At 63.6% G+C, this 24,097-nt stretch carries 30 protein-coding genes and 1 tRNA gene; 17 read left to right on the top strand and 14 right to left on the bottom strand.

What is annotated here, in order from left to right; translation table 11 throughout:
• Window positions 1–96 precede the first annotated feature (96 nt).
• Genes EBS11_RS12200 through EBS11_RS12190 form a run of 3 tightly spaced genes read left to right on the top strand, consistent with a single transcriptional unit; the run spans window position 97 to window position 3,140 of the window.
• Window positions 97–1,074: a type II secretion system F family protein gene (locus EBS11_RS12200; protein WP_290603230.1), complete on the top strand. Its 978-nt coding sequence runs from the start codon at window positions 97–99 to the stop codon at window positions 1,072–1,074.
• Between the two features lie 30 nt (window positions 1,075–1,104).
• Window positions 1,105–2,043 (top strand): type II secretion system F family protein, encoded by a 939-nt coding sequence (locus tag EBS11_RS12195; RefSeq protein WP_290603229.1) that lies wholly within the window; start codon window positions 1,105–1,107, stop codon window positions 2,041–2,043.
• Between the two features lie 11 nt (window positions 2,044–2,054).
• Window positions 2,055–3,140: a LytR C-terminal domain-containing protein gene (locus tag EBS11_RS12190; protein WP_290603228.1), complete on the top strand. Its 1,086-nt coding sequence runs from the start codon at window positions 2,055–2,057 to the stop codon at window positions 3,138–3,140.
• Window positions 3,141–3,208: 68 nt separating this feature from the next.
• Here EBS11_RS12190 and EBS11_RS12185 read toward each other — a convergent pair whose 3' ends face one another.
• Both EBS11_RS12185 and EBS11_RS12180 read right to left on the bottom strand, forming a co-directional pair.
• Window positions 3,209–4,201, bottom strand: a complete 993-nt coding sequence (locus EBS11_RS12185) for an EDSAP-1 family PEP-CTERM protein (protein ID WP_290603227.1) — start codon at window positions 4,199–4,201, stop codon at window positions 3,209–3,211.
• 213 nt (window positions 4,202–4,414) lie between these two features.
• A complete protein-coding gene (locus EBS11_RS12180) occupies window positions 4,415–4,789 on the bottom strand; it encodes a hypothetical protein (RefSeq protein WP_290603226.1) in 375 nt (124 codons plus the stop codon).
• A gap of 160 nt (window positions 4,790–4,949) precedes the next feature.
• Here EBS11_RS12180 and EBS11_RS12175 point away from each other — a divergent pair, with 160 nt between their 5' ends.
• Window positions 4,950–5,261: a hypothetical protein gene (locus EBS11_RS12175; RefSeq protein ID WP_290603225.1), complete on the top strand. Its 312-nt coding sequence runs from the start codon at window positions 4,950–4,952 to the stop codon at window positions 5,259–5,261.
• Between the two features lie 35 nt (window positions 5,262–5,296).
• On the opposite strand, the gene EBS11_RS12170 is transcribed toward EBS11_RS12175, so the two are convergent.
• The 7 genes from EBS11_RS12170 to petA all read right to left on the bottom strand — a co-directional run bounded on the left by EBS11_RS12170 (window position 5,297) and on the right by petA (window position 10,041).
• Window positions 5,297–5,503: a dodecin gene (locus EBS11_RS12170; RefSeq protein WP_071325761.1), complete on the bottom strand. Its 207-nt coding sequence runs from the start codon at window positions 5,501–5,503 to the stop codon at window positions 5,297–5,299.
• A gap of 229 nt (window positions 5,504–5,732) precedes the next feature.
• Window positions 5,733–5,808 (bottom strand) — tRNA-Thr (locus EBS11_RS12165).
• Between the two features lie 26 nt (window positions 5,809–5,834).
• Window positions 5,835–6,347: a ClpXP protease specificity-enhancing factor gene (locus EBS11_RS12160; protein ID WP_290603224.1), complete on the bottom strand. Its 513-nt coding sequence runs from the start codon at window positions 6,345–6,347 to the stop codon at window positions 5,835–5,837.
• Window positions 6,348–6,484: 137 nt separating this feature from the next.
• Window positions 6,485–7,096, bottom strand: coding sequence for a glutathione S-transferase N-terminal domain-containing protein (locus EBS11_RS12155; protein ID WP_010394154.1), 612 nt, complete (start codon window positions 7,094–7,096; stop codon window positions 6,485–6,487).
• A 120-nt stretch (window positions 7,097–7,216) separates the two neighbouring features.
• Window positions 7,217–7,981, bottom strand: coding sequence for a cytochrome c1 (locus tag EBS11_RS12150; protein WP_290603223.1), 765 nt, complete (start codon window positions 7,979–7,981; stop codon window positions 7,217–7,219).
• Window positions 7,982–8,017: 36 nt separating this feature from the next.
• Window positions 8,018–9,430, bottom strand: a complete 1,413-nt coding sequence (locus tag EBS11_RS12145; protein ID WP_290603222.1) for a cytochrome bc complex cytochrome b subunit — start codon at window positions 9,428–9,430, stop codon at window positions 8,018–8,020.
• Between the two features lie 2 nt (window positions 9,431–9,432).
• A complete protein-coding gene (gene petA / locus EBS11_RS12140; RefSeq protein ID WP_290603221.1) occupies window positions 9,433–10,041 on the bottom strand; it encodes a ubiquinol-cytochrome c reductase iron-sulfur subunit in 609 nt (202 codons plus the stop codon).
• A gap of 412 nt (window positions 10,042–10,453) precedes the next feature.
• Here petA and mscL point away from each other — a divergent pair, with 412 nt between their 5' ends.
• Genes mscL through EBS11_RS12120 form a run of 4 tightly spaced genes read left to right on the top strand, consistent with a single transcriptional unit; the run spans window position 10,454 to window position 13,180 of the window.
• Window positions 10,454–10,903 (top strand): large conductance mechanosensitive channel protein MscL, encoded by a 450-nt coding sequence (gene mscL / locus EBS11_RS12135; protein ID WP_290603220.1) that lies wholly within the window; start codon window positions 10,454–10,456, stop codon window positions 10,901–10,903.
• A gap of 42 nt (window positions 10,904–10,945) precedes the next feature.
• A complete protein-coding gene (locus EBS11_RS12130; protein ID WP_290603219.1) occupies window positions 10,946–12,106 on the top strand; it encodes a Do family serine endopeptidase in 1,161 nt (386 codons plus the stop codon).
• Between the two features lie 21 nt (window positions 12,107–12,127).
• Window positions 12,128–12,820: a DUF2461 domain-containing protein gene (locus EBS11_RS12125; protein WP_290603218.1), complete on the top strand. Its 693-nt coding sequence runs from the start codon at window positions 12,128–12,130 to the stop codon at window positions 12,818–12,820.
• A 15-nt stretch (window positions 12,821–12,835) separates the two neighbouring features.
• Window positions 12,836–13,180 carry a cupin domain-containing protein gene (locus tag EBS11_RS12120; RefSeq protein ID WP_290603217.1) on the top strand — a complete coding sequence of 115 codons (345 nt, stop codon included), beginning with the start codon at window positions 12,836–12,838 and terminating at the stop codon, window positions 13,178–13,180.
• A 101-nt stretch (window positions 13,181–13,281) separates the two neighbouring features.
• On the opposite strand, the gene EBS11_RS12115 is transcribed toward EBS11_RS12120, so the two are convergent.
• From EBS11_RS12115 to EBS11_RS12095, 5 genes are all read right to left on the bottom strand, one after another.
• Window positions 13,282–14,328, bottom strand: coding sequence for an NAD(P)H-dependent glycerol-3-phosphate dehydrogenase (locus EBS11_RS12115; protein ID WP_290603216.1), 1,047 nt, complete (start codon window positions 14,326–14,328; stop codon window positions 13,282–13,284).
• A gap of 38 nt (window positions 14,329–14,366) precedes the next feature.
• Window positions 14,367–14,828: an SH3 domain-containing protein gene (locus tag EBS11_RS12110; RefSeq protein ID WP_290603215.1), complete on the bottom strand. Its 462-nt coding sequence runs from the start codon at window positions 14,826–14,828 to the stop codon at window positions 14,367–14,369.
• A gap of 181 nt (window positions 14,829–15,009) precedes the next feature.
• Window positions 15,010–15,483 (bottom strand): protein-export chaperone SecB, encoded by a 474-nt coding sequence (gene secB / locus EBS11_RS12105; RefSeq protein ID WP_034783580.1) that lies wholly within the window; start codon window positions 15,481–15,483, stop codon window positions 15,010–15,012.
• Window positions 15,484–15,643: 160 nt separating this feature from the next.
• On the bottom strand, window positions 15,644–15,910 hold the full coding sequence (gene grxC / locus EBS11_RS12100; protein ID WP_034783579.1) for a glutaredoxin 3: 267 nt from the start codon (window positions 15,908–15,910) through the stop codon (window positions 15,644–15,646).
• Window positions 15,911–15,935: 25 nt separating this feature from the next.
• Window positions 15,936–16,352: a rhodanese-like domain-containing protein gene (locus EBS11_RS12095; protein ID WP_046681994.1), complete on the bottom strand. Its 417-nt coding sequence runs from the start codon at window positions 16,350–16,352 to the stop codon at window positions 15,936–15,938.
• 106 nt (window positions 16,353–16,458) lie between these two features.
• Here EBS11_RS12095 and gpmA point away from each other — a divergent pair, with 106 nt between their 5' ends.
• The 9 genes from gpmA to gspK all read left to right on the top strand — a co-directional run bounded on the left by gpmA (window position 16,459) and on the right by gspK (window position 24,081).
• Window positions 16,459–17,205: a 2,3-diphosphoglycerate-dependent phosphoglycerate mutase gene (gene gpmA, locus EBS11_RS12090; protein ID WP_034753030.1), complete on the top strand. Its 747-nt coding sequence runs from the start codon at window positions 16,459–16,461 to the stop codon at window positions 17,203–17,205.
• Window positions 17,206–17,281: 76 nt separating this feature from the next.
• Window positions 17,282–18,742, top strand: coding sequence for a peptidoglycan DD-metalloendopeptidase family protein (locus tag EBS11_RS12085; protein WP_290603246.1), 1,461 nt, complete (start codon window positions 17,282–17,284; stop codon window positions 18,740–18,742).
• A gap of 47 nt (window positions 18,743–18,789) precedes the next feature.
• Window positions 18,790–20,283 carry a S41 family peptidase gene (locus tag EBS11_RS12080; RefSeq protein ID WP_290603214.1) on the top strand — a complete coding sequence of 498 codons (1,494 nt, stop codon included), beginning with the start codon at window positions 18,790–18,792 and terminating at the stop codon, window positions 20,281–20,283.
• Window positions 20,284–20,291: 8 nt separating this feature from the next.
• Window positions 20,292–21,053 (top strand): molybdopterin-synthase adenylyltransferase MoeB, encoded by a 762-nt coding sequence (gene moeB, locus EBS11_RS12075; protein WP_290603213.1) that lies wholly within the window; start codon window positions 20,292–20,294, stop codon window positions 21,051–21,053.
• Window positions 21,054–21,147: 94 nt separating this feature from the next.
• Window positions 21,148–21,600 (top strand): type II secretion system major pseudopilin GspG, encoded by a 453-nt coding sequence (gene gspG, locus EBS11_RS12070; RefSeq protein WP_290603212.1) that lies wholly within the window; start codon window positions 21,148–21,150, stop codon window positions 21,598–21,600.
• A gap of 12 nt (window positions 21,601–21,612) precedes the next feature.
• Window positions 21,613–22,107, top strand: coding sequence for a GspH/FimT family pseudopilin (locus tag EBS11_RS12065; RefSeq protein WP_290603211.1), 495 nt, complete (start codon window positions 21,613–21,615; stop codon window positions 22,105–22,107).
• Window positions 22,107–22,487 (top strand): type II secretion system minor pseudopilin GspI, encoded by a 381-nt coding sequence (gspI, locus tag EBS11_RS12060; RefSeq protein ID WP_290603245.1) that lies wholly within the window; start codon window positions 22,107–22,109, stop codon window positions 22,485–22,487. Before EBS11_RS12065 ends, gspI begins: the two co-directional genes overlap by 1 nt.
• Window positions 22,487–23,107 (top strand): prepilin-type N-terminal cleavage/methylation domain-containing protein, encoded by a 621-nt coding sequence (locus EBS11_RS12055; RefSeq protein ID WP_290603210.1) that lies wholly within the window; start codon window positions 22,487–22,489, stop codon window positions 23,105–23,107. The genes gspI and EBS11_RS12055 overlap by 1 nt, the downstream gene beginning before the upstream one ends.
• Window positions 23,104–24,081, top strand: coding sequence for a type II secretion system minor pseudopilin GspK (gene gspK, locus EBS11_RS12050; protein WP_290603209.1), 978 nt, complete (start codon window positions 23,104–23,106; stop codon window positions 24,079–24,081). The genes EBS11_RS12055 and gspK overlap by 4 nt, the downstream gene beginning before the upstream one ends.
• Window positions 24,082–24,097 lie beyond the last annotated feature (16 nt).

Below are 24,097 nucleotides of genomic sequence, written 5' to 3'. Positions count from 1 at the left end.
GCCCTGGATGTCCGCTGTGGCGAAGCACCGCTGCGCTTCCCGGCCGCACATCACGTCCGCCCGCGGCGGTTTGACTCTGTGTTTGATGGAGGTGTCATGGACCTCGTGTTCTACGGTTTTGCCGTGCTGCTGTTTGCCGCCTGCATCCTGCTGGTGGAAGGGGCGTGGCTGTGGTGGTCGGGCACGCATGGCAGCGCGGCGCGGCGCATCAACCGGCGCTTGCGCCTGATGGCGGCGCGCGGCGAGGCGGGCGGCGAGCGCGTCTCCATCCTCAAGCAGCGCCGCTATGCGCAGGCGCCTGGCCTGGAGCGGCTGCTGCGGCGCGTGCCGCAGGTGGCGCAGCTGGACCGCCTGCTGCTGCAATCGGGCCTGTCCTGGTCGGTGGCGCAGTTCCTCGGCGGCGCCGGCGGCCTGCTGCTGGCGGCCCTGCTGCTGCTGGCCGCCTGGCCCATGCCCGTGCCGGGCGCCTTGCTGCTGCTGGGCGTGGCGGGCGGCGGGCCGCTCCTGCTCGTGCTGCGGGCGCGCGCGGCGCGGCTGCAGAAGATCGAGGCGCAGCTGCCGGAGGCGGCCGATTTCCTCGCCCGCGCGCTGCGGGCCGGGCACTCGTTTTCCAACGTGCTGCAGATGGTGGGCGATGAACTCAATGAACCGATCAGCGGCGAATTCAAGATGGCGCACGAAGAGATCAATTACGGCGTGCCGATGAACGAGGCGCTGCAGAACCTGGCCGCGCGCATCCCGCTGACGGACTTGCGCTACCTCGTCATCGCCGTGCTGGTGCAGCGCGAATCGGGCGGCAACCTGGCCGAGGTGCTGGTCAGCATCGCCCGCATCATCCGCGCCCGCCTGAAACTGCTGGGACAGGTGCGCGTGCTGTCGGCCGAGGGGCGCATGTCGGCCTGGGTGCTGGGCCTGATGCCGGTGGTGATGATCGGCGTCATGACGATCGTCAATCCGCAATACATCCGCCTGCTGTGGACGGACCCCAGCGGCATCAAATTGCTGTGGTACGCGGCCGGCATGGTGGCGCTGGGCGTCGTCTGGATGCGCAAGGTGATCCGCATCCGCATCTGAGGGCGCCCCCGATGAGAGAGGAAACACATCATGACCGGTTCGCAACTGCTGTTCCTGCTGATCGTCTTCGCCGTGGTGGTGGCCCTGGCCCTGCTGGCGTGGCTGATCTTCTTCCCCAGTGCCCTGCGCCAGCGCCTGTTCGGCGCCACGGCACCGGCCGCCAGCGACGTGGTGCTGGAAAACGGCTGGGTCGAGCGCGTGGCCCGCGTGGCGCAGCCGTTCAGCAAATTGTCGCTGCCGGAAGAGGGCTGGGAACGCTCGCCGCTGCGCACGCGCTTCATGAACGCCGGCTGGCGCCAGGCCAGCGCGCCGGCCCTGTACTTCGCGGCGAAAACCGTGCTGGCCCTGCTGTTTCCCACCGTGCTGGGCCTGTACGCGGCCAGCGCCATGGCGGCGCAGCTGCGCAGCGTGCTGCTGTTGCTGCTGTGCGTCAGCGCCACCGTCGGCTATTACCTGCCGAACCTGGTGCTGGCCAGCACGGCCAAGCGGCGCCAGCGCGACATCTTTGAAAACATCCCCGACGCGCTGGACCTGCTGACGGTGTGCGTGGAAGCGGGACTGAGCCTGGAGCGCGCGCTGGTGAAGGTGTCGGGCGAGATCCACATCAAGAGCATGGTGCTGGCGCAGGAATTGCAGCTGGTGCTGATGGAAATGCGCGCCGGCTTTTCCAAGGAAAAGGCGCTGCGCAACCTGGCCCTGCGCAGCGGCGTGGAAGACGTCGATACCCTCGTCGCCATGCTGATCCAGTCGGAGCGCTTCGGCACCAGCATGGGCGATTCGCTGCGCGTGCATTCGGAAAACCTGCGCGGCAAGCGCAGCCTGCTGGCCGAGGAAGCGGCGGCGAAGATCGCCCTGAAACTGCTGTTTCCCCTGATTTTTTGCGTCTTTCCCACCCTCATGCTGGTGCTCATGGGACCGGCCGTGATCGAAGTCTATCGCGTGCTCGTGCCGGCCATGGCCAACCGCTGAAAGGAGCTACCATGCGCTTGACGATTTCCCGCCTGGCAGCCGCCAGTGCCTGCCTGGCGCTGGGCGCCTGTGCCAGCCACGTGGCGCACGCGCCGCTGCTGGCGCCGCCGTCCGACGCCGATGCCGCCTACGTGGCGGGACGCCGCCATTTCGACGCGGGCGATCTGCCCGCCGCGCAAGCGGCCTATGAACTGGCCTTGCGCAGTGCGCCGCGCCACGTGCATGCGCGCAACGGCCTGGCCGTGCTGCACGCGCAGCGGGGCGAGCATGCGGCCGCGATCGCCCACTGGCTGGCCCTGACGCAGGAGGCGGGCACGCCGCGCCCGCAGCAGGCGTATTTGTTCAGCAACTTGGGCCATGCTTATGCCCTGAGCGGCCGCGACGCGCTGGCCTTGCCGGCGCTGGAACAGGCTTGCCTGCTCGATCCCTTGAATGCACTGGCCTGGCAGCACCTGGCGCAGGTGCTCGAGCGCCTGGGGCAGTCCGAGCGCGCCGCCGTCATGCGGCGCCAGGCGCACAGCCTGCAGGAGCACGACTTGCGGCGCGATGCGGCCCTGCTGCGCGGCGAGGAGCCGGCGCCCCCGTCCGCGCCGGTGCAAGCGCTGGCGCCGGTGCAGGAAGCCCCGGCCATGGCGCGCATCGACATTGTCCAGAGCGACGGCATGGCCCGCCTGCGGCGCGTGCCAGCGGCGGTGCGCGGTGCGCCCGTTGCCGCGCTGGCGCCCGCGGTAGCCGCGACGCCTGCTGTCGGCGTGGCGCGACCGCGCCTGGAAATCCTGAACGGTAACGGCGTGCCCGGCATGGCCGCCGCCCTGGCGCGCAGCCTGGCCGGCGCTGCCGTGCAGGTGGTGCGCCTGGGCAATGACGCATCGTTCCAGGTGGCGCGCACGCGCGTCGAATACCGGCCCGCGCAGGAACAGGCGGCGCGCCAGCTGGCACGCCGCCTGGGCAGCCAGGTGCAGGTGGTGGCCGCCGATTGTCCGTCCAGCGAGCTGCGCCTGATACTCGGGCGCGACCTGGGCGATCCGGCCGTGCTGCACCGTTATTATCTGCAGCAGCTGCACCTGGCGCGCCAGGCGCTGGCGCGGCTCGGTTAAACGCCGCAGCCGGCACGACGACACGCGGCGCCTGAGGAGGCGCCGCGTGTCGTGTGCCGTGCCGCAGCTCATTGCGGCAGGCGGCGGCGCGTGAAGGCGAGGGCCGCCAGGCCCGTGCCCAGCAGCAGCAGGGTGGCCGGCACGGGCACCGCAGGAGGGTCCATGACGACGATGTCGGTGCGCGTGGACTTGGAAAAATTCAGGGTATAGCTGCCGGCGGGCAGGGCGAAATTCGAGGTCAGGGAAAACATCGCAAAGCCATTCGTGAAGGCGCGCGAGGTGGCGGGGTCGTTGGTGCCGGCCGTCATGTTCAGGCTGAACGGGTCCAGGCTGCCGACCGCATGGTTGCCATTGATGTCGCTGCCATTATTCGGGTCGCCATCGGGGGCGAACTGGAAGATCACGCCATCGGCATTCGCATGCGACAGGCAGCCGGCGGGGCTGGCGGCATTGCAGGAAATATTGAAGATATCCATGATCGACACGTTCGACTTGTCGCCCATCGTCGTCACGCTGGTGCGCAGGTCGCGCCGTCCCATGAAGCTGAAGGTGATGAAGCCGGCGCTCGACAGGGTCAGGTTGATCGAGCCGGTGAGCGTGTCGCCGGCCGTGGCCGTGGCGGCGCCCACCGTGTCGCGCCGGGCTTCCGATACGGATTGCACGGTGGCGCCCGTGCTAGTGAGCAAGTTGCCGAAGGAATGCGCATCGCCGCGGGCAAATTCCAGCACGGAACTGGGCGTGGGCCCGTAGTGGTTTTGCGGCAAGCCTGCGCAGCCGCTGCCGGAGCACACTTGCAGCACGTCGGCATCGGCTGCCGGGCCCGTATTGACGGCGCGCGGGTTGACGGCCACGCCCCCCTCGAAGAAGGCGCTGTCGCTGGCATTGCGGTTGGCGCCCGTCAGCGACAGGGTGCCGGCACTGGTGGTGATGCGGAAATTGTTCAGTTCATTGACGGCCAGGCCGTACGCGCCCGCCTGCGCCTGGCCGCTGGCCAGCCAGCCGGCGGCGGCCAGGATGCCTAGCCAGCCCAGGGCCTTGCTTCGTGTGTGATCGACGTTCATCGCAGCCTCATTATCGTGGTCATTGTCGGAGGGGAAATCCGGGGGAGCGATCCAGGACTGCTTGCCTGAATTCATCTCGTAGACCGTGATAAGCAGCTTGCGTGCCACACGAAAAAAACATGGCGAATCAACCACTTGCGCAAAGCGGGCTGGACTGGAAGGGCCCAAGTGTAAGAAAGGCCGACGCCGTCTGGCGGGCAGCGGTGGCCGGCCTCAGGTGCCCCGGTGGTAGCCCAGGTGGCCGCCCGAATTGCGCGCGCAGCCGCAGCCGATGCGCGCCACTTCGTCGCCTTCCGTCAGTTTCCAGTTGGTAATCGTCGTATTCTCCCAGTCGATGTCGCTTTTCTTGACAGGTTTTATCGTCAGGATGCGCTGCTGGGCATCCGTGTATTCCATCATTTCCTCATCGTCGGCGATGTCGAAATGGCGGTGGATCAGGGAAATGCCGAAGCGCTCCAGCGCGCCGTAGCGCTGCAGCACGTCGCGCAGCTCGCGAAAGCAGGCCAGGTCATCGGTTTGCAGGGATTGGACGGCGGAAATATCGGCGACGGGCTGCCATTGCATGGCTTGGATGTTCAGGCTGTGCATGATGTTCTCCTGTGCCCCTGGTAGCAAGCCCAGGCTGCCGGAGGGGTGCCGGCACGTCTGGCGAAACCCCTATCCTGGCCGCCATGCCTGAGCGCCGCTTGCGCTGCATCAAAGGTGCGCCAGGTGGCCGCATCGGCGCGCAAGCCCGTTAGAATAGGCGATGGCAAACAAAACCCCCACTTTCCCCGGCGCCCGCACGGGCCGCGGCCAGGTCCTGGCCGTGCTGCTGTCGAACCGCGACCAGTCCGGCGCGGAACCCCTGCAAGGCCGCGTCTCGCTGGCCGCCATCGTCAAGGCACTGAAGCGCAAATACCACTGGCCCATCGAGACGCACAGCTTCCCCGCCAACACGCAGGACGGCCGCGCCAGCTGGGCGACCGTCTACAGCCTGCCGGACCAGGTGATTCAGGCCGCGCTGGAAGCCGGCGGCCGGGACTGGCTGGAGAGCCGGGGAGCGGCCGGGCGGCGGTGAGAGGAGCACGCCGGTGCCGCCCATGCCGCCCGGCCCTATTCGAGCCGGAAGCCGACCTTCAGTGTGACCTGGAAGTGCGCCACCTTGCCGTCGACGATATGCCCGCGCGAATCGGTCACTTCATACCAGTCCATGTGCTTGACCGTCAGCGCCGCCTTGGCAATGGCATCGCGTATCGCCTGATCGCTGCTCTCGGTCGACGTGCCGACCAGTTCGATGAGCTTGTAAGTATGTGCGGACATGATGTTTCCCCAGGTAGGAACGCCAGACATCGAAAGCTTGTTCTTCGCAAGCAAGTCCATACTGCGCCTAAACGCGCTGGCCGTCATGGCGCGGTGCAGCAACGGGCCATGCGGCGGTGCGTCCCGATGGGATGCGGTTCAGCGGTGCAGGGAACGTCCTGCCGGCAGGGGAAAAACAAAAAAGGGCTACCAGCCGAAGCGGGTAACCCTTTGATTTCCTACTGAATTCTGGTGCCGACTGCCGGTTTCGAACTGGCCACCTGATGATTACAAATCAACTGCTCTACCAAATGAGCTAAGTCGGCAAAAACTGCGCGTTGCGAATTATACGCTATTTAATGCGGGTCAGGGTCGGGCGGCCGCCTTTTTTTGGTGGCTCGTCGTCGCCTGGGGTCGCGGCGTCGCGTTGTTCGGGGGAACCGGTGGGCACGGACGACAGGGCTGGACCGCTGGCGGCGGGGGCGAGCACGGGCGGCGGCACGTCGGCGGAGGCGGGGCTGTCCGTCGGTTGCGCGTCCGGGTCATCGTTGCCCAGCACAGGCTCGAAAGCCATGCCCTGGCCGTTTTCGTTGGCGTAGATGGCCATCACGTTGTCGACCGGTACGTAGATTTCGCGCGAGACGCCGCCGAAGCGGGCGTGGAAACGGATGGCGTCGTTGTCCATCTTCAGGCCGCTGGTGGCGCCGAAGCTGATGTTGAGCACGATTTCGCCCTTTTTTACGTATTCCATCGGTACCGTGGTGCGCGAATCGACTTTGACCGCGAGATAAGGCGTGTAGCCGCTGTCGGTGCACCACTCGTAGATGGCGCGCAGCATATAAGGTTTGGTTGAGATTTCAGACATGGTAGGCACGGTGAGGCGGGAGCGCCCCCGTCAGCATGAGGCGGGCGCACCGGTAGTTCAATGAGGCAGAGCAACTAGCCAAACGGCGCGCCAGTTGACTCAAGATGTCCCGGCAAGCGTTGCTTGCCGGGAATATCTTAACGACGCATCACTTTTTCGGATGGCGTCAGCGCTTCGATGTAGGCCGGACGCGAGAAGATGCGTTCGGCGTATTTCATCAGCGGTGCAGCCGTCTTCGACAGTTCGATGCCGTAGTGGTCCAGGCGCCACAGCAGCGGCGCGACAGCCACGTCGAGCATCGAGAATTCGTCGCCCAGCATGTACTTGTTTTTCAGGAACAGCGGCGCCAGGGTCGTCAGGCGGTCGCGGATTTCCGCGCGCGCCTTGTCGTGGGCCTTGTCGTTGCTCTTGGCGCGTTCGCTTTCCAGCACGTGCACGTGCACGAACAGTTCTTTTTCGAAGTTGAACAGCATCAGGCGCGCGCGGGCACGCATCAGCGGATCGGCCGGCATCAGCTGCGGATGCGGGAAGCGCTCATCGATGTACTCGTTGATGATGTTCGATTCATACAGGATCAGTTCGCGCTCGACCAGGATAGGCACCTGGCCGTACGGATTCATGGTCGAAATGTCTTCCGGTTTGTTGAACAGGTCGACGTCGCGCACTTCGAAGTCCATGCCTTTTTCAAACAGGACCAGGCGGCAGCGTTGCGAAAATGGGCAGGTTGTACCCGAATAGAGAACCATCATTTTTTATAGTTCCTTAGAAACAAAGGGGGTGAAGCCGCGAACGGCTCACCCCAGGTCGCTTGTCCACTCGTGCGGACAACGCAGAAACAGGCACCAACCGGCCTTCGGCCGGCGCCTCACTTATTTGACTTCTTTCCAGAACGACGCGTTAAGGCGCCATGCCAGCAGAGCAAAAGCCGACAGGAACAGCAGCACCCACACGCCCAGGCGCTTGCGTGTCTGCTGTGCCGGTTCGGCCATCCACTCCATGTAGCCGACCAGGTCGGCTACCGCAGTGTCATACTCGATCTTGTTCAACGTGCCTGGCTTGACTTGTTCGAAGCCGACAAATTTGTGGATTTTCTTGCCCGCTTCGTGCGGATCATTCTCTTCCACGAACTTGGCAGTCTGGATACCTTGCAATTCCCATAACACATGCGGCATGGCAACATTCGGCACGACCATGTTGTTCCAGCCGGTCGGACGAGTGTCGTCTTTATAGAACGTACGCAGGTAAGTATACAGGTAGTCGCCGCCTGTGCCAGCGGAAGATGATTTCGCGCGCGAAATTACCGACAAATCGGGCGGTACGACGCCAAAGAAGGCCTTGGCATCCTGCGGCGCCAGGGCCGTCGTCATCAGGTCGCCCACTTTATCGCTGGTGAACAGCAGATTCTGCTTGATCTGGTCTTCCGTCAAGCCCAGGTCGCGCAGGCGGTTGTAGCGCATCGACACGGCAGAGTGGCAATTGAGGCAATAGTTGACGAACAGTTTGGCGCCATGCTGCAGCGCTGCCATGTTGGTCTGGCGGTCGGGTGCCTTGTCGAGCGGAAAGCCGCCTTCGCTGGCGAGGGCCATGGCGGGCACGAGGGCCAGGATGGCGAGCAGTTTTTTTGCAATCTTCATATGATGTATGTCCTTTGAGCGTGGCGTGGGATCGGCTTAGTGCGGGTGAAACGTCACACGCGACGGCACGGTCTTGAACTTGCCCATTGCACTCCACCATGGCATCAGCAGGAAAAAGCTGAAGTAAATCAGGGTGCACACTTGCGACACGATGGTCTTCGTATCCGTCGGCGCCTGGGTGCCGAGGTAGCCCAGCACTAGGAACGACAGGCCGAAGATGGCATAGATGTATTTATGCCAGGTCGGACGGTAGCGGATCGATTTCACGGGCGAATGGTCGAGCCATGGCAGGAAGGCCAGGATCACGACGGAACCGCCAAAGAACACGACGCCCCAGAATTTCGCGTCCAGCACCTGCGGCAGCATGCCGACGATGGCCAGCAGCGCGATCACGGCGATGGCGGCCTTGACCTTGGTCGACAGGCGCGACTTGAGCCAGATGAACACGACATAGGCGGCCACGGCAGCCATCAGCACGTACATGAAGTCGGCCGTGGTGGCGCGCAGCACCGAGTAGAACGGCGTGAAGTACCACGTTGGCGCGATGTGCAGCGGGGTCTTCAGGGAATCGCCTGGCAGGAAATTGTTGTATTCCAGGAAATATCCGCCCATTTCCGGCGCGAAGAAGACGACGGCGCTGAAGATGACGAGGAAGATCGATACGCCGAACAGGTCGTGCACGGTGTAGTACGGGTGCGAGGGGATGGAATCGACGGGGTGGCCGTCGGCGCCCAGGTTTTCCTTCACTTCGATGCCGTCCGGATTGCTCGAGCCCACTTCATGCAGGGCGATCAAGTGCGCGGCAACCAGGCCCAGCAGGACCAGCGGGATGGCGATCACGTGGAAGGCGAAGAAGCGGTTCAGGGTGGCGTCGGAGACGACGTAGTCGCCGCGGATCCACAGCGACAGGTCAGGGCCGATGAAGGGGATGGCGCCAAACAGGTTGACGATCACTTGCGCGCCCCAGTACGACATCTGGCCCCATGGCAGCAGGTAGCCGAAGAACGCTTCGGCCATCAGGCACAGGAAGATGGCGAAACCGAACAGCCAGATCAGCTCGCGTGGCTTGCGGTAGGAGCCGTACAGCAGGCCGCGCGTCATGTGCAGGTAGACGATGATGAAGAAGGCCGAGGCGCCCGTCGAGTGCATGTAGCGCACCAGCCAGCCCCACGGCACTTCGCGCATGATGTATTCGACGGAATTGAAGGCCAGGGCCGCATCCGGCTTGTAGTGCATGGTGAGGAAGATGCCGGTGACGATCTGCAGCACCAGCACCAGCATGGCCAGCGAGCCGAAGATGTACCAGAAATTGAAGTTTTTCGGTGCGTAGTACTTGCCCCACTGGTCATTCCACAGCTTGGTCAGGGGAAAGCGGTCATCCACCCAGCCCAGGGCTTTTTCGGCGGCGGGCGCATCGGCAGGAAATTTCGTTTCTTTGAAAGCAGCCATGATCAAGCCTCGCCTTTCTCGTCTTTACCTATCAGCAGTTTGGTGTCGCTCAAGTACATATGGCGCGGCACTTGCAGGTTGTCCGGCGCAGGCTTGTTCTTGAACACGCGACCCGCCATGTCGAAGGTGGAGCCGTGGCAAGGGCACAGGAAGCCGCCTTGCCAGTCATCTGGCAGCGACGGTTGCGGACCGGGGGTAAATTTCGAGGAAGGGGAGCAGCCCAGGTGGGTGCAGATGCCGACGGCGACGAGAATTTCAGGCTTGATGGAGCGCCATTCGTTCATGCAGTACGGCGGCGTGAATTCGGCGGGGTTGCGTTGGGAATCGGCGTCGGCGACTTTGTCGTCCGTTTTTTTCAGCGAGGCGACCATCTCCGGGGTGCGCTTCAGGATCCAGACCGGCTTGCCGCGCCATTCGACGGTGCGCATTTCGCCGGGTTGCAAGGTGGTGATGTCTACTTCGACCGGCGCGCCAGCCGCTTTCGCGCGCTCCGACGGCTGGAAGGTGCTTACCAAGGCTCCCGCGGTTGCCAATCCAACTACACTGCCCGCCGCGCACGTGGCGACGAGCAAGCCGCGACGGCCTGAATCGACCTGCTTTTCGTTACTCATGCAAACCCCAATCAGTCAAAATGCGAATCTTTATTATGAGTGGCAGCCGCGAAAAACCGTCGCCGAAGCTCTTTCCCACTGTTTGCCGCAACCCGCATCTTTGTACGGTAAAGTGGCAACATCCCTGCGGAACTTCGGCCAATGGCGCAGCCCGTGCCAGTTTCTTGTTGATTATCCGGAAGCGAAAAAGTCACTTCTGGCAACCGCAAATTATAAGTGAAGCAAACAACGAATAAAACAAAAACGTTGCTTGTACCATAATTTATATACTTTTGCAGGAGGTGGCTAGTTCTTTCGAACTAGATGCGCGCGGCTGTGCCAGAATGGGCCTCGCACGCAACCGCAAGTTGGTGTCGATGGGAATCAATAGTATGATCGGCATGTTTTTTATACATACCCGAAGGAGAAATTCATGGCAATGATGCAAGAATTCAAAGAATTTGCAATGAAGGGCAACGTCGTCGATCTGGCGGTCGGTGTCATTATCGGTGGTGCCTTCGGCAAGATCGTCGATTCCCTGGTGCAAGACGTCATCATGCCGCCCATCGGGCGCATTTTCGGCGGTCTCGATTTCGCCAATTACTACCTGCCCCTGAACGGCCAGGCCACCACCATGACCCTGGTGGAAGCGAAGAAAGCGGGCGCCGTGCTGGCCTACGGTAATTTCATTACCATTTTGCTCAACTTCGTCATCCTCGCCTTCATCATCTTCCAGATGGTGCGCCTGATGAACAAGGCCCGCCGCAGCGAACCGGCCGCACCGGCACCGGCGCCGGCCACGCCGGAAGACATCGTGCTGCTGCGCGAAATCCGCGACTCGCTGCAGCAGAACGCACGCAACAGCAACAATCTGGCAAAATAAGCCGGACCGGCACCGGGCCGGCTGACCTGGACAGAGAGCCCTATGCGACGATTCTGGTTGTTGTTTGCGCAAACCGTGACCATCGCGTTGGCGCTGTACTTTGTCTACGGCGCGCTGCGCCCCGCCAGCCGGGTGCAGCAGCTGGGCTCGCCGGCCAAGCCGGTGCCCGTGGTGGAAACGGCGTCCAGCAGCCTGGCACCCGGCTCCTACCGCGACGCGGCGGCGCGCGCCATGCCCGCCGTCGTCAACATCCTCACCCTGCAAGTCCCCAAGCGCGGCGCCCATCCGCTGGCCCGCGATCCCTTCTTCAAGCGTTTCTTCGGCGACCGCGATCCCGGCCTCGACGACGATGACGACCTGCGCAACAGTCTCGGTTCCGGCGTCATCGTCAGCCATGAAGGCTATGTCCTGACGAACAACCACGTGGTCGAAGGCGCCGATGAAATCGAAGTGGTGCTGACGGACGGCCGCAAGGCGCCCGCGAAGATCGTCGGCCTGGACCCGGAGACGGACCTGGCCGTCATCAAGATCGACCTCGACAAGCTGCCCGTCATCGTCCTGGGCCAGTCGGAACTGGCGCGCGTGGGCGACGTGGTGCTGGCCATCGGCAACCCCTTCGGCGTGGGCCAGACGGTGACCATGGGCATCATTTCCGCGCTGGGACGCAACAACCTGCACATCAACAGTTTTGAAAACTTCATCCAGACGGATGCGGCCATCAACTTCGGCAACTCGGGCGGCGCCCTCGTCGATACGCGCGGCAATTTGATCGGCATCAATACGGCCATTTATTCGCAAAGCGGCGGCTCCGTCGGCATCGGCTTCGCCATTCCCGTCTCCACGGCGAAAACCGTGATGGAAGCCATCATCAAGGATGGCCACGTGGTGCGCGGCTGGATCGGCGTGGAAACGCAGGACATCACGCCCGAACTGGCGCAAAGCTTCGGCCTGCAGCGCTCCAGCGGCGCCATCATCGCCGGCGTGGTGCGCAATGGCCCGGCCGACAAGGCGGGCATCGTGCCCGGCGACATCCTGCTGGCCGTCGATGGCAAGCCCGTGGGCGACACGACGGAAATGCTCAACCTGATCGCCCAACTGCCGCCCGGCGGAAAAGCTAAAATGACGGTGCTGCGCAAGAATCGCGAAGCGGCGCTCGACGTGGTGGTGGGCAAGCGCCCCATCCCGAAAGAGCTTTCCAAATAGTTGCTGATCGGAAGCTGACACATGCATGTGCGTGACTTGACCCAATTTTTACGTGAACTGAGCGATAATAACAACCGTCCCTGGTTTGTCATGAACAAGCCCCGCTACGACATCCTGCGCGAGGAATTCCTCGCCCTGGTGACGTCGCTGATTGCCGAACTGGGCAAGTTCGACCCGGCCGTGAAATACTGCAATCCGAAGAAGGCCTTGTTCCGCATCAACCGCGACGTGCGTTTTGCGCACGACAAGAGCCCGTACAAGACGCGCTTTTCTGCCGCCATCGCGCCGAACGACATGCGCCGTCCCAGCAAGGCGGGCGGCCCCACGTATTATCTGCAGATCGATGGCCAGGGTCATCTGCTGTTCGGCGCGGGCGAATACATGCCGCCCCCTGGCCGTCTGAAGGCGCTGCGCGAACACATGGTCAACGATGCGCCAGGCTTTTCCAAAGTGCTGAAGAATAAGCGCCTGAAGGCCCGTTACGGCACCATCCAGAACGAAGGCAAGCTGCAGCGTCCGCCCAAGGGTTTCGAGGCCGATGCCGAGCATATCGAATTCATCAAGCTGAAGAGCTTTTTCGTGTGGACCGAGATTCCCTTGCCGGTGAATGCGCCGGAACAGCTGCTGCCGACGCTGGCGGAAGGCTTGAAGGATGCGTGGCCGCTGGTCGAGTGGATGCGCGGCGCGAAAGAGCCGGAGGAAGTCACCGGGTAATTACTGAAGGAGCACATGATGGCATTGGAGCACGCAAGTTCAGGACAGGTGATCGAAGTGCTGCGCAGGGATGGCGACGACCTGTCGCAGTTTTCCGCCATCGCGCTGGCCAAGACGGACGAACTGGAATTGATCCGCATGTGCATGCCCAAGGGCAAGACCATGCCCGAGCATCATGTGCTGGGAGAAATCACCTTGCTGTGCCTGCAAGGGCAGGTGGCGGTCACGGCGCATGGCGGCGAGCACCTGCTGGGGCCGGGGCAGATGCTGTACCTTCTCGGCGGCCAGGCCCATGCCCTGGCCGCGCGCGAGGACAGCCTGCTGCTGCTGACCATACTCATGCACAAGGCGGGACGTTAACACCCAGGCAAACCGACTGCGCGGCGTGAGTCGCGGCCTCCGCCGCTACTCACATCCGCGCGCCACGGTGTTGTCCGGTGGTATTTTTACTGGAACACGTATCAGGCTGCCTCGGCGCGCGGATCGCGCGACAGCAGCTGCTGCACCATCACCTGCGGCAAATCGCCGTCGAACAGCACGCCGGCCACGGCATTCGTGATCGGCATGTCGACGCCCATGCGGCGCGCCAGCTCGCGCACGGCCTTGGCGCAGGGCACGCCTTCGGCCACGTGACCCAGTTCCGCCACGATGGTGTCCAGCGCCTTGCCTTGCGCCAGGCCCAGGCCGACGCGGCGGTTGCGTGACAGGTCGCCCGTGCAGGTGAGAATCAGGTCGCCCATGCCCGTCAGTCCCATGAACGTTTCCGTCTGCCCACCCAGGGCCGTGCCCAGGCGCGTGATTTCTGCCAGGCCACGCGTGATCAGCGCGGCACGGGCATTCAGGCCCAGGCCCAGGCCGTCGGCCACGCCGGTGGCGATCGCCAGCACGTTCTTGACGGCGCCGCCCACTTCCACGCCCACCAGGTCTTCGCTGGCATACACGCGGATGGTGCCGCCGTGCAAGGCCGAGACGACGGCGCCGCGCAAGGCGGCGCTGTGCGAGGCGATGGTCAGCGCGCACGGCAGGCCGCGCGCCACTTCCTGCGCGAACGAGGGGCCGGACAGGGCGCCGCCGGCAATGCTGTCGCCCAGCACTTCCTGCACGACCTGGTGCGGCAGCAGGCCCGTGCCGCCTTCAAAGCCCTTGCACAGCCACACGAGGTTGGGGATGGCCTTGTCTTTCAATCGATGCAGCATGGGCCGCAAGCCCGCCACGGGGCAGGCGGCGATCAGCAGGCCGTGTTCGCCGCCGGCATGCGCGACGGCGGCGTCGAAGTCGGCGCCGATGCGCAGTTGCGGCGGCAAGGGGAAACCGGGCAGGTAGGCGTTTTCGCCGCTGGCGGCCATGGCGGCCATGGCGTCGCCGTTGCGGCCCCACAGCAGCACGTCGTGGCGGCCGGCCAGGGCCATGGCTACGGCCGTGCCCCAGGCGCCGGCGCCCAGCACGGTGATCTTGCACCGTGCGGTCCTGGCGGCGGGAGCGGGAATGACTTCAGGGGAAACTTGCATGCAACCTCAAAGGGGAAGGTGGGCGGCGCGGGACAGCGTTACAGGCCCCACACTTCGCTGGTCTTGACGTAGCCGCTCTGGCCATCCTTGTGGCGCACCTTGACCCAGCCGGAGCTGGGCTGTTCGCTCATTTCCAGCAGCACGCCCTTGTCGACGAGGATGAGGGGGGAGGCGTTGTCGTCGGGGCTGGCGCGAACCTTGAGGTTCGCGGCGCGCGCCACGACGTTGCGCTTGGCGGACAGGCCCTTGGCTTCCGTCCAGGCCATTTCGCCGCTGGCATCGCGTACCTTGACCCATTCGCCGTAGCTGAGCACGACTTCCAGCGGCATGCCGCGGGGGGCCACGTACAGCTTGCCGCCCTTGGCGGACGGTGCGTCATACAGGATGACGGGGTTTGCGCCCACCGTCTTGAAATCGACGGCGTGGCTGGCAGCGGTGGCCAGCAGCAGCACGGCGCCGGCCATCCAGCGGAACTTGCTCAAGAGCGCACTTTTCAACATGATATTTTTTGAACCTTAACGAAACACGGCGGCCAGGCCGCCGTTTCTTACCCGCAGTATAGAACACTCACAAAACCGTCGCGGGCGGCAGTGCATGGTGGCCGGGAAGCGCAGCTGTGCCAGGGCACAGCGCGTATCACGACTTGCAGGCGCGCCGCGCCGCAGGTTTGGTGAGCTGTTCTTAGTGCGTTTCGCTGGCTGCTGGTGCTGCGGCAGCGGCGTCGGCAATAGCTTGCAGACGTTGTTGGTAGAACACTTCGAAGTTGATCTCGGCCAGGTGCACTGGCGGGAAGCCGGCACGGGTGATCACGTCGGCGATGTTGGCGCGCAGGTAAGGGTAGATGATGTTCGGGCAGCCGATTCCCAGCAGCGGATCGAGTTGATCAGCAGGAATGTTGCGTGCTTCGAAGATACCAGCTTGCTTGCCTTCAACCAGGAAAGCGACTTTTTCGCCGACCTTGGCCGTCACGGTGATGGTGACGGTAGCTTCGAAGATGCCGTCGGCCAGAGGCGCGGCGCCCACGTCCAGTGCCACTTCGATGGCCGGCGCTTCTTGTTCCAGGAAAATAGCTGGGGAATTTGGTTGTTCCAGCGACATGTCTTTCAGGTAGACGCGTTGGATTTGGAAGACTGGTTGCAGATTTTCGTCAGACATGGAACGCTTTCGTTGTAAAGGACAAGAACGGCACACCGTTCAAATATGGTGCTTGCGGTATTCAAACCGCGCCGGATAGGCGCGGCCAGATCAGGTGCGAGGGCAATTGTATCAAAACAATACGACAAAAAACCAAGCAATTTCTCGAACCCGCTTTATATCAGGCTGCCGTGCCATTTAACAAGGGGTCCAGCTTGCCGGCTTGATCGAGCGCATACAAATCGTCGAAACCGCCCACGTGGGTATCGCCCACGTAGATCTGCGGCACCGTGCGGCGGCCCGTGCGCTCCATCATCTTGATGCGCTCTTCCGGGTCGAGGTCGACGCGGATCTTTTGCACGGTCACGCCCTTGGCTTCCAACAGGCGCTCGGCGCGCACGCAATACGGGCACACGGCGGTGCTATACACAATTACTGGGACAGTCATGATGATTCCTTCAGTTAATGCTGGTTTATTTCGCCAGCGACAAGGTTTTCAATGGCAAACCTTGCTTTTTCCACTCGTCGAGGCCGCCTTCCAGGCTCGTTGCCTCAGCGAAACCGGCCTTGCCCAGCAGGCCGACGGCCGTTGCCGAACGCGAACCTTTCTGGCAAACCACTACAATGGGGCGCGTTTTGAATTTTTCCAGCTCGCCCAGGCGTTTTGCCAGTTCCGGCAGCGGAATATTTTTCGCGTCAGGCAGGTGGCCCGTGGCGAATTCTTCCGCGCTGCGCACGTCGACGATGATGGTCTTGCCACGGTTGATCAGTTGCGTGACTTCCAGCACGGTCGCGCGCTTGCCGCGCATCGACAGCAGTGGCCAGAGGAGGGCGCCGCCGGAAATAATGACGATGGCAAACAGAAAAATGTGGTCGATAATGAATTTCACGTAGGGTCCAATGGTTTAAGTCAATCCGCGCATTATAAAATAGAAGCTGGACGAGGTCTTTTTACGTTTTGCTTTTTTGATTTGAACCCCTTGAGAAGATAGAACTATGTACAAAATCGTTTTCATGCGTCACGGCGAGTCCACCTGGAACCTCGATAACCGCTTCACCGGCTGGACCGACGTCGATCTGACGGAAAAGGGCGTCAACGAAGCCAAGGCCGCCGGCCAGATCCTCAAGCAGGAAGGTTTTACGTTCGACGTGGCCTACACTTCCGTCCTGAAGCGCGCCATCCGCACCCTGTGGCTGGCCCTCGACGAGATGGACATGATGTATCTGCCGATCAAGAACGACTGGCGCCTGAACGAACGCCATTACGGCGCCCTGCAAGGCCTGGACAAGGGCGAGACGGCCGCCAAGTATGGCGACGAGCAAGTGCTGGTATGGCGCCGCAGCTACGACACGCCGCCGCCGCCGCTGGCCGAGGATGACGACCGCGCCTCGTTCAACGACCCGCGCTACGCCGGCCTGCCGAAAGCGTCGATTCCCCTGACGGAATGCCTGAAGGACACCGTGGCGCGCGTGATGCCGGCCTGGGATGAGGAAATCGCCCCGGCCATCCGCGCCGGCAAGAAGATCATCATTTCGGCCCACGGCAACAGCCTGCGCGCCCTGATCAAGATGCTCGATGGCATCAGCGACAGCGACATTGTCGGCCTGAACATCCCGAACGGCCAGCCGCTCGTGTATGAACTGGACGCCGACCTGAAGCCGATCCGCCACTACTACCTGGGCGACCCGGCAGCGATTGCGGCAGCGCAAGCGGCCGTGGCGAACCAAGGGAAGGCCAAGTAACTTGTTGTCTTTCTTCCGCGGCACAGCAATCGCCCCCTCTGCTGAAACACCCTTGCCGGCGTGGCGCGCCGCTGCCTTGCTGTGCGCGGCGCTGCTGGTGTCCAGCGGCGCCGCGCACGGTGCCAAACCCACCGAGCGCAGCAAGCAGAAGGCGGCCGCGGAAGCACAACGTGCCGGATTGCAACAAAAGCTGACGGCCCTCAAGCGCGACATCAGCCGCACGGAAAGCGCCAAGGATGACGCGGCCGATACCCTGGCCGAGTCGGAAGAGGCCATTTCCAACGCCAACCGCGCCTTGCGCGACCTGGCGCAGGAACAGAGCGAGACGGGCGTGAAACTCAATGCGCTGGGGCAGGAGCACCAGCAGCTGACGGCCACCGTCGCGAAACAGAAGGCGCAGCTGTCCAAGTTGCTGCGCGAACAATATGTTGCCGGCAATGAAGACCGCATCAAGCTGCTCTTGTCCGGCGACAACCCCAACCGCATCAACCGCGACCTGCAATTCATGGCCTACGTGTCGCAGGCGCAGGCGCGCCTGCTGGACGCCTTGCGCGCCAACTTGCTGGCCGTGGAGAAAAACCAGGCGGATGTGCAGAACGCCAAGGATGAGCTGGAAGAGATCGCGCAGGAAGAGCGCGACCAGAAAGCCCTGCTGGTGCAGGAAAAGGCGCGCCGCGCCGCCCTGCTGGCGAGTTTGTCGCAGCGCCTGGTGGCGCAGCGCAAGGAAGCGGGCAATGTCGAGCGCGACGAACAGCGCATGGGCAACCTGGTCGACAAGCTGGCCAAACTGATCGAGGAACAGGCCGCCGCCGCCGCGGCCGAAAAGAAACGCCAGCAATTGCTGGCCGAGCAGCGCGCCGCCGCGAAAGCGGCCGCCGACGCCAAGATCGCGGCGGAAAAACGCGAACGCCAGCTGGCCGCGCGCGCCAAGGCCGCCCAGGCACAGGCCGAACGCGAACGCATTGCTAAAGAGCAACAGAATAAATCGGGCAAGATCAAGCCGCAGACGCCGCCACCGCCCGTGAAACTCGACCCCATCGACGACGATGAACCGCCGCCGGTGGCCAAGGTCACGCCGAAACCAGAACCGAAGCCGGAACCGGAGCCGGAACGCCCGAGCCTGGGCCCGGCCGCGCCGGCCGGCGCCTTTGCCAGCCTGAAAGGGCAGCTGCGCGCACCCGTGGCGGGCAAGATCGCCGCCCGCTTCGGTAGCAAGCGCGGTGACGGCCCCAGCTGGAAGGGCGTGTTCATCCGCACGGGCGAGGGCAGCGAGATCCACGCCATCGCCGCCGGCAGGGTCGTGTTTTCCGACTGGCTGCGCGGTTTCGGCAACCTGATCATCGTTGACCATGGCGGTCAGTACATGAGTATTTATGGCAATAACCAGTCCCTGCTGAAACGCGTGGGCGACGCCGTCAAGGGCGGCGAGACCATCGCCAGCGCCGGCAACAGCGGCGGCAACGAGGAATCAGGGCTATACTTTGAGCTGCGTCATCAGGGCCGCGCCTTCGATCCAGCCACCTGGGTGAAGTTTTAAGTTCCCCACCATTGCTGCGGCATCGAATTGTAGATTGCGAAGAACATATGGGCATCAAAGTCAAAAGTATCGGCCTCATCGGTCTGGGCGTGCTGGCCGGCATCGGCATGTCGCTGCAATTCCCCGCCGTGGCGCAGAAAATCACGAATGCCCCGCTGCCGCTCGACGAGCTGCGCCAGCTGTCCGACGTGTTCGGCCTGATCAAGTCCGATTACGTCGAGAAAGTGGACGACAAGAAACTCCTGACGGAAGCCATTTCCGGCATGGTGTCCTCGCTGGACCCGCATTCCGTGTACCTGGATAAAAATGCCTTCAAGGAAATGCGCGAAAGCGTGCAGGGCAAGTTCGTCGGCATCGGCATCGAAGTGAGCATGGAAGACGGCTACGTAAAGGTCGTCTCGCCCATCGAGGACAGCCCGGCCGCCAAGGCCGGCATCCAGGCGGGCGACCTGATCACCCGCCTGGACAATATTCCGCTGAAAGGCTTGCAGCTGGAAGAGGTCATCAAGAAGATGCGCGGCCAGCCCGGCAGCAAGCTGGTGCTGACCATGTCGCGCAAGGGCGAGAGCAAACCGCTCGTCTTCCCCATCGTGCGCGAGGAAATCCGCGTGCAGAGCGTGAAGGCCAAGATGGTCGCACCCGGCTATGCCTGGCTGCGCATCGCCCAGTTCCAGGAACCGACCGTCGACGACATGGTCAAAAAGATCAATGCCCTGTATGCGCAAGACCCCAAGCTCAAGGGCCTGGTGCTGGACTTGCGCAACGATCCCGGCGGCGTCGTGCCAGGCGCCATCGGCGTGGCGACAGCATTTCTGCCGGGAAACTCCATCATCGTCTCGACCAAGGGCCAGTTGCCGGAATCGAAACAGGTGTTCTATGGCCGCCGTGAATTCTATGCCGCGCCGGGCACCAAGGCCGACCCGCTGGCCAAGCTGCCGGCCGCGCTGAAAACCGTGCCGCTGGTGGTGCTGGTCAATGCCGGTTCCGCTTCCGCCTCGGAAATCGTCGCCGGCGCCCTGCAGGATTACCAGCGCGCCACCGTCATCGGCACGCAGACCTTCGGCAAGGGTTCCGTGCAGACCTTGCGCCAGATCACGGCCGACACGGCCGTCAAGCTGACGACGGCCCGCTACTACACGCCGAAAGGCCGGGCGATCCAGGCGCGCGGCATCGTGCCCGACCTGCTGGTCGATGAGACGGCCGAGGGCGACGGCTGGAACAGCCTGCGCGTGCGCGAGGCGGACCTGGAAAAACACTTGAGCAGCGACGACGGCAAGCCGGAAGCGGCCAAGCCGACCATGGAAGGCATGCAGGATCATCTGGAGGAAGAGCAGCGCCTGATCGCCACGGCGAAGAAGCGCAAGCCCCTCGAATACGGCGCCAAGGACGATTTCCAGCTGCAGCAGGCGCTGAATCACTTCCAGGGCTTGCCGGTGCAGCTGGCCAAGGCCGATGCCAAGGTTGAGAAGATCGGCGCCAAGCCGGAAATTGCTTCCGACATCAAGGCGGACGATAAAAAGATTCCTGTGCAAAAACCGTAGTCACCGCCGTGAACGACGCCCAACTGCTGCGCTACTCGCGCCATATCCTGTTAGATGAGATCGGCATCGAAGGCCAGCAAGCCCTGCTGGACGCGCATGTGCTGGTGATCGGCGCGGGCGGCCTCGGTTCGCCGGCCGCCATGTACCTGGCCGCCGGCGGCGTGGGCAAGCTGACCCTGGTCGATGACGACACGGTCGATCTGACCAATCTGCAGCGCCAGATCGCCCACACCACACAGCGCGTGGGCCAGCCGAAAGTGGCGTCGGCGCGCGAAACCTTGACCGGCATCAACCCCGAGATCGACATCGTGGCCTTGCAGGAGCGCCTCGACGGCGCGCGCCTGGCCGAACTGGTCTGCTCCAGCACGGTGGTGCTCGACTGCACGGACAACTTCGCCACGCGCCATGCCGTCAACCGCGCCTGCGTGGCGGCCGGGGTGCCGCTGGTGTCGGGCGCCGTGATCCGCTTCGATGGGCAGGTGAGCGTGTTCGACCCCCGCACGGGCACCCAGCCCTGCTATTGCTGCCTGTTCCCAGAGGACCAGCAGTTCACGGATGAGGCGTGCTCGACCATGGGCGTGTTCGCCCCGCTGGTGGGCGTGGTGGGCGCCATGCAGGCGGCCGAGGCGCTGAAACTGGTGATGGGCGTGGGGGAATCGCTGGCCGGACGCCTGCTGCTGCTCGACGGCCTGCACATGGAATGGAGCAGCATGCGCGTGGCGCGCGACCCCGGCTGCGCCGTCTGCGGCGAAGTGGTCTTGTCGCTCTGAAAACCCGGCGCAGAATTTTTTCCCCATATGACAGGCTTTGTCATATTTCCGCTTTATACTCTGCCTTCATTACTCACCTTCTTCTCTCTTTCTTATGCAAAACGCAGCAAACCATCCGACACGCCAGCGCCGCGCGCGTGGCTTCACCTTGATCGAAATCATGGTCGTGGTGGTGATCATGGGCATCCTCGCCTCGCTGGTGGTGCCCAAGCTGATCGCCCGCACGGGCGAGTCCAAAGTGGCCGCCGCGAAAGTCGACATCGCCACCGTGATGCAGGCCCTGAAACTGTACCGCCTGGACAACCAGCGCTATCCGACCACCGAGCAGGGCTTGCATGCGCTGATCGAAAAACCGACGACGGGACCGGCCGCGAACGGCTGGAAGGCGGGCGGCTACCTGGAAAAGATGCCGAAAGATCCATGGGGCAACCCGTACCAATACCTGTCGCCGGGCATCAAAGGCGAAGTCGACATCATTTCGCTGGGTGCAGATGGCCAGCCCGGCGGTAGCGGCGACGATGCCGATATCGGCTCGTGGGAACTGTAAGTTTTCCATTGCATGCCTGCCATGACCACCGGCCGTGCAGTGCCCCGGCGACGTGCCAGCGGCTTTACGCTGATCGAACTGCTGGTGGTGATGGTCATTATCGGCGTCACCCTGGGCCTCGTGTCGCTGAACGCCATGCCGAACGGGCAGCAGGCGCTGCAGAAGGAAGCCGAGCGCATCGCCCTGCTGCTGCAGCTGGCGCGCGATGAAGCCATCGTGCGCAGCCGCCAGGTGGCGTTCGAGGCGGATGAAAATCAATACCGCTTCCTGGTGCTCAATGAAAAGCTGTGGCAGCCCGTGACGCAGGACGATCTGCTGCGCGAGCGGGCGTTTGCCAACACGCCCATGCTGCTCAGCGTGCAGCCCTCGAACAGCGTGGCTCAGCCCCTGCGCATCATCTTCGGCCGCGAACCGGTCGACAAGCCCTTCGTCCTGACCCTGGCCAGCGGCGAGCGCAGCGTGGCCATCCGCGCCGACGGCATCGGCCACTTCACGGTCGAGCAATGATGCCGCCCTCACGTTCCCGCCGCCAGCGCGGTTTTACCTTGCTGGAAGTGCTCGTCGCCCTCGTCATCGTCGGCACGGCCCTGGGCGCGTCCCTGCGCGCCGTCGGCAGCCTGACGCAGAACAGCGACGGCTTGCGCAGCGCCATGATGGCCACCTGGTCGGCGGAAAACCACCTCGTGCGCCTGCGCCTGGCGAAAACCTTCCCGCAGACGGGCAAGCGCACGGTCGACTGCCCGCAGGGCGACCTGAAACTCATATGCGAGGAAGAAGTGGTGGCCACGCCGAATCCCCGCATCCGGCAAGTGCGCGTGAACGTGTATGACGCGCAGTATCCGGCCCGGCGCATCGTGCGCCTGGTCTTGCTTTCCTTTAACGACTGATGGCGCGCCGCCCGCTCTCCGCCGGTTTCACGCTGATCGAGCTGCTCGTGGCGATCGGCATCCTGGCCATGGTCGCCGTGCTGGGCTGGCGCGGCCTGGACAGTATCGTGCGCTCGCGCGAAGTGCTGACGAGCCAGCTGGAACAGGCGCGCGGCATGCAGCTGGCCTTTGCCCAGATGCAAAGCGACTGCGACCACCTGGCCGGCGCCGGGCAGAACAACAGTCTGCTCAATGGCCGCACCAACCTGACGGCCGAGAACGACCGCCTGACCCTGGTGCGCCTGGCCGCCTCGGAACAGGAGCCGCAACAGTTGCAAGTGGTCACTTACCGCCTGCGCGGCGGCGTGCTGACGCGGCGCGAGTCGAACGGCACGCGCGACCTGGCCGTGCTCGACACCCTGTGGCAGGCGGCGCGCGACGATACGGATACCTCCAGCGCCGACGTGGCCCTGATGCGCGGCGTCGACAGCATGGTCATGCGGGGCTGGAGCAATGGCGCCTGGAACGTGCTGACGGCGGGCGCCACCATCTCCACGCAGGTGCCGGGCCTGGAAGTGACCCTGCAGATGCCGGGCCAGGACGCGGGCCTTTCCAAGGTCTTTTTACTGGGGCCGGGATGAAGCGTCATCTGCGTCCCTCGCGCCAGCGCGGCGTGGCCGTCATCACGGCCTTGCTGCTGACGGCGCTGGCCATCACCGTCGTCGCCAGCCTGTTCTGGCAGCAGCAGGTGCAGGTGCGCTCGATGGAAAACCAGCGCCTGCGCCTGCAGACGCAGTGGGCCATGCGCGGCATGGTCGATTTCGCCCGCTTCTGGCTGCGGCAGGACAATCCCTCGCTGACGGCCCTCGACGGCGTGTGGGCCACGCCCATCGAGGAAGCCCGGCTCGACGATTACGTGGACCGCGAAAAGGTCGACACGGAAAAATTCGATGCCACCGTGTCGGGCCGCGCGCTCGACGCGCAGGCGCGCTTCAATATTGCCAACCTGATCAATGCCACGGGCGGTGTCAATGCGGGCAATGTGCAGGCCTATCAGCGCCTGCTGTCCAACTTGCAGCTCGATAGCGGCCTGGCGCAGGCGACGGCCGATGCCGTGCTGCGCGCGCGGCCGAAACCGCGCGCCCCCGACAGCGGCACCGATGGCAAGACGCCCGCCGCCGCCGCCGCAACGGGCGGCGGCAGCGAGCCGGTGGCGTTTACGCAAGTCGAGGATTTGCTGGCCGTGCCCGGCTATACGCCGCAGATGATCGAAAAACTGCGCGACTTCGTCATCGTGCTGCCGGAATTGACGCCCGTGAACGTGAATACGGCGCCGGCCGAAGTGCTGGCGGCCGTGACGATGATGTCGCTGTCCGAGGCCAGCGCCCTGACTTTGAGCAATCCGCGTAAAAAGTTTGTTGATTTGGCAAACTTCAAGAATAATATTGATGCGAAGCAAGTGATCGGAGGTGTCGAGCTGGACGTGAAGAGCCGCTACTTCCTCACCGTCATCCGCGTGCGCCTGGACCGCGCCGCCCTTGATGCCGTGGCGCTCGTCAATCGTAAAACGGATCCGCAGCGCACCACCAGCCTGGTCTGGCTGCGGGAAAATTAACCCCTGAAAGCGAGTC

This window comes from Janthinobacterium sp., from assembly GCF_009923995.1.
Taxonomy (GTDB): Bacteria; Pseudomonadota; Gammaproteobacteria; order Burkholderiales; family Burkholderiaceae_D; genus Janthinobacterium.
Note: the sequence above shows the minus strand (reverse complement) of the source record. Positions and strands in the feature narration are given on the sequence as shown.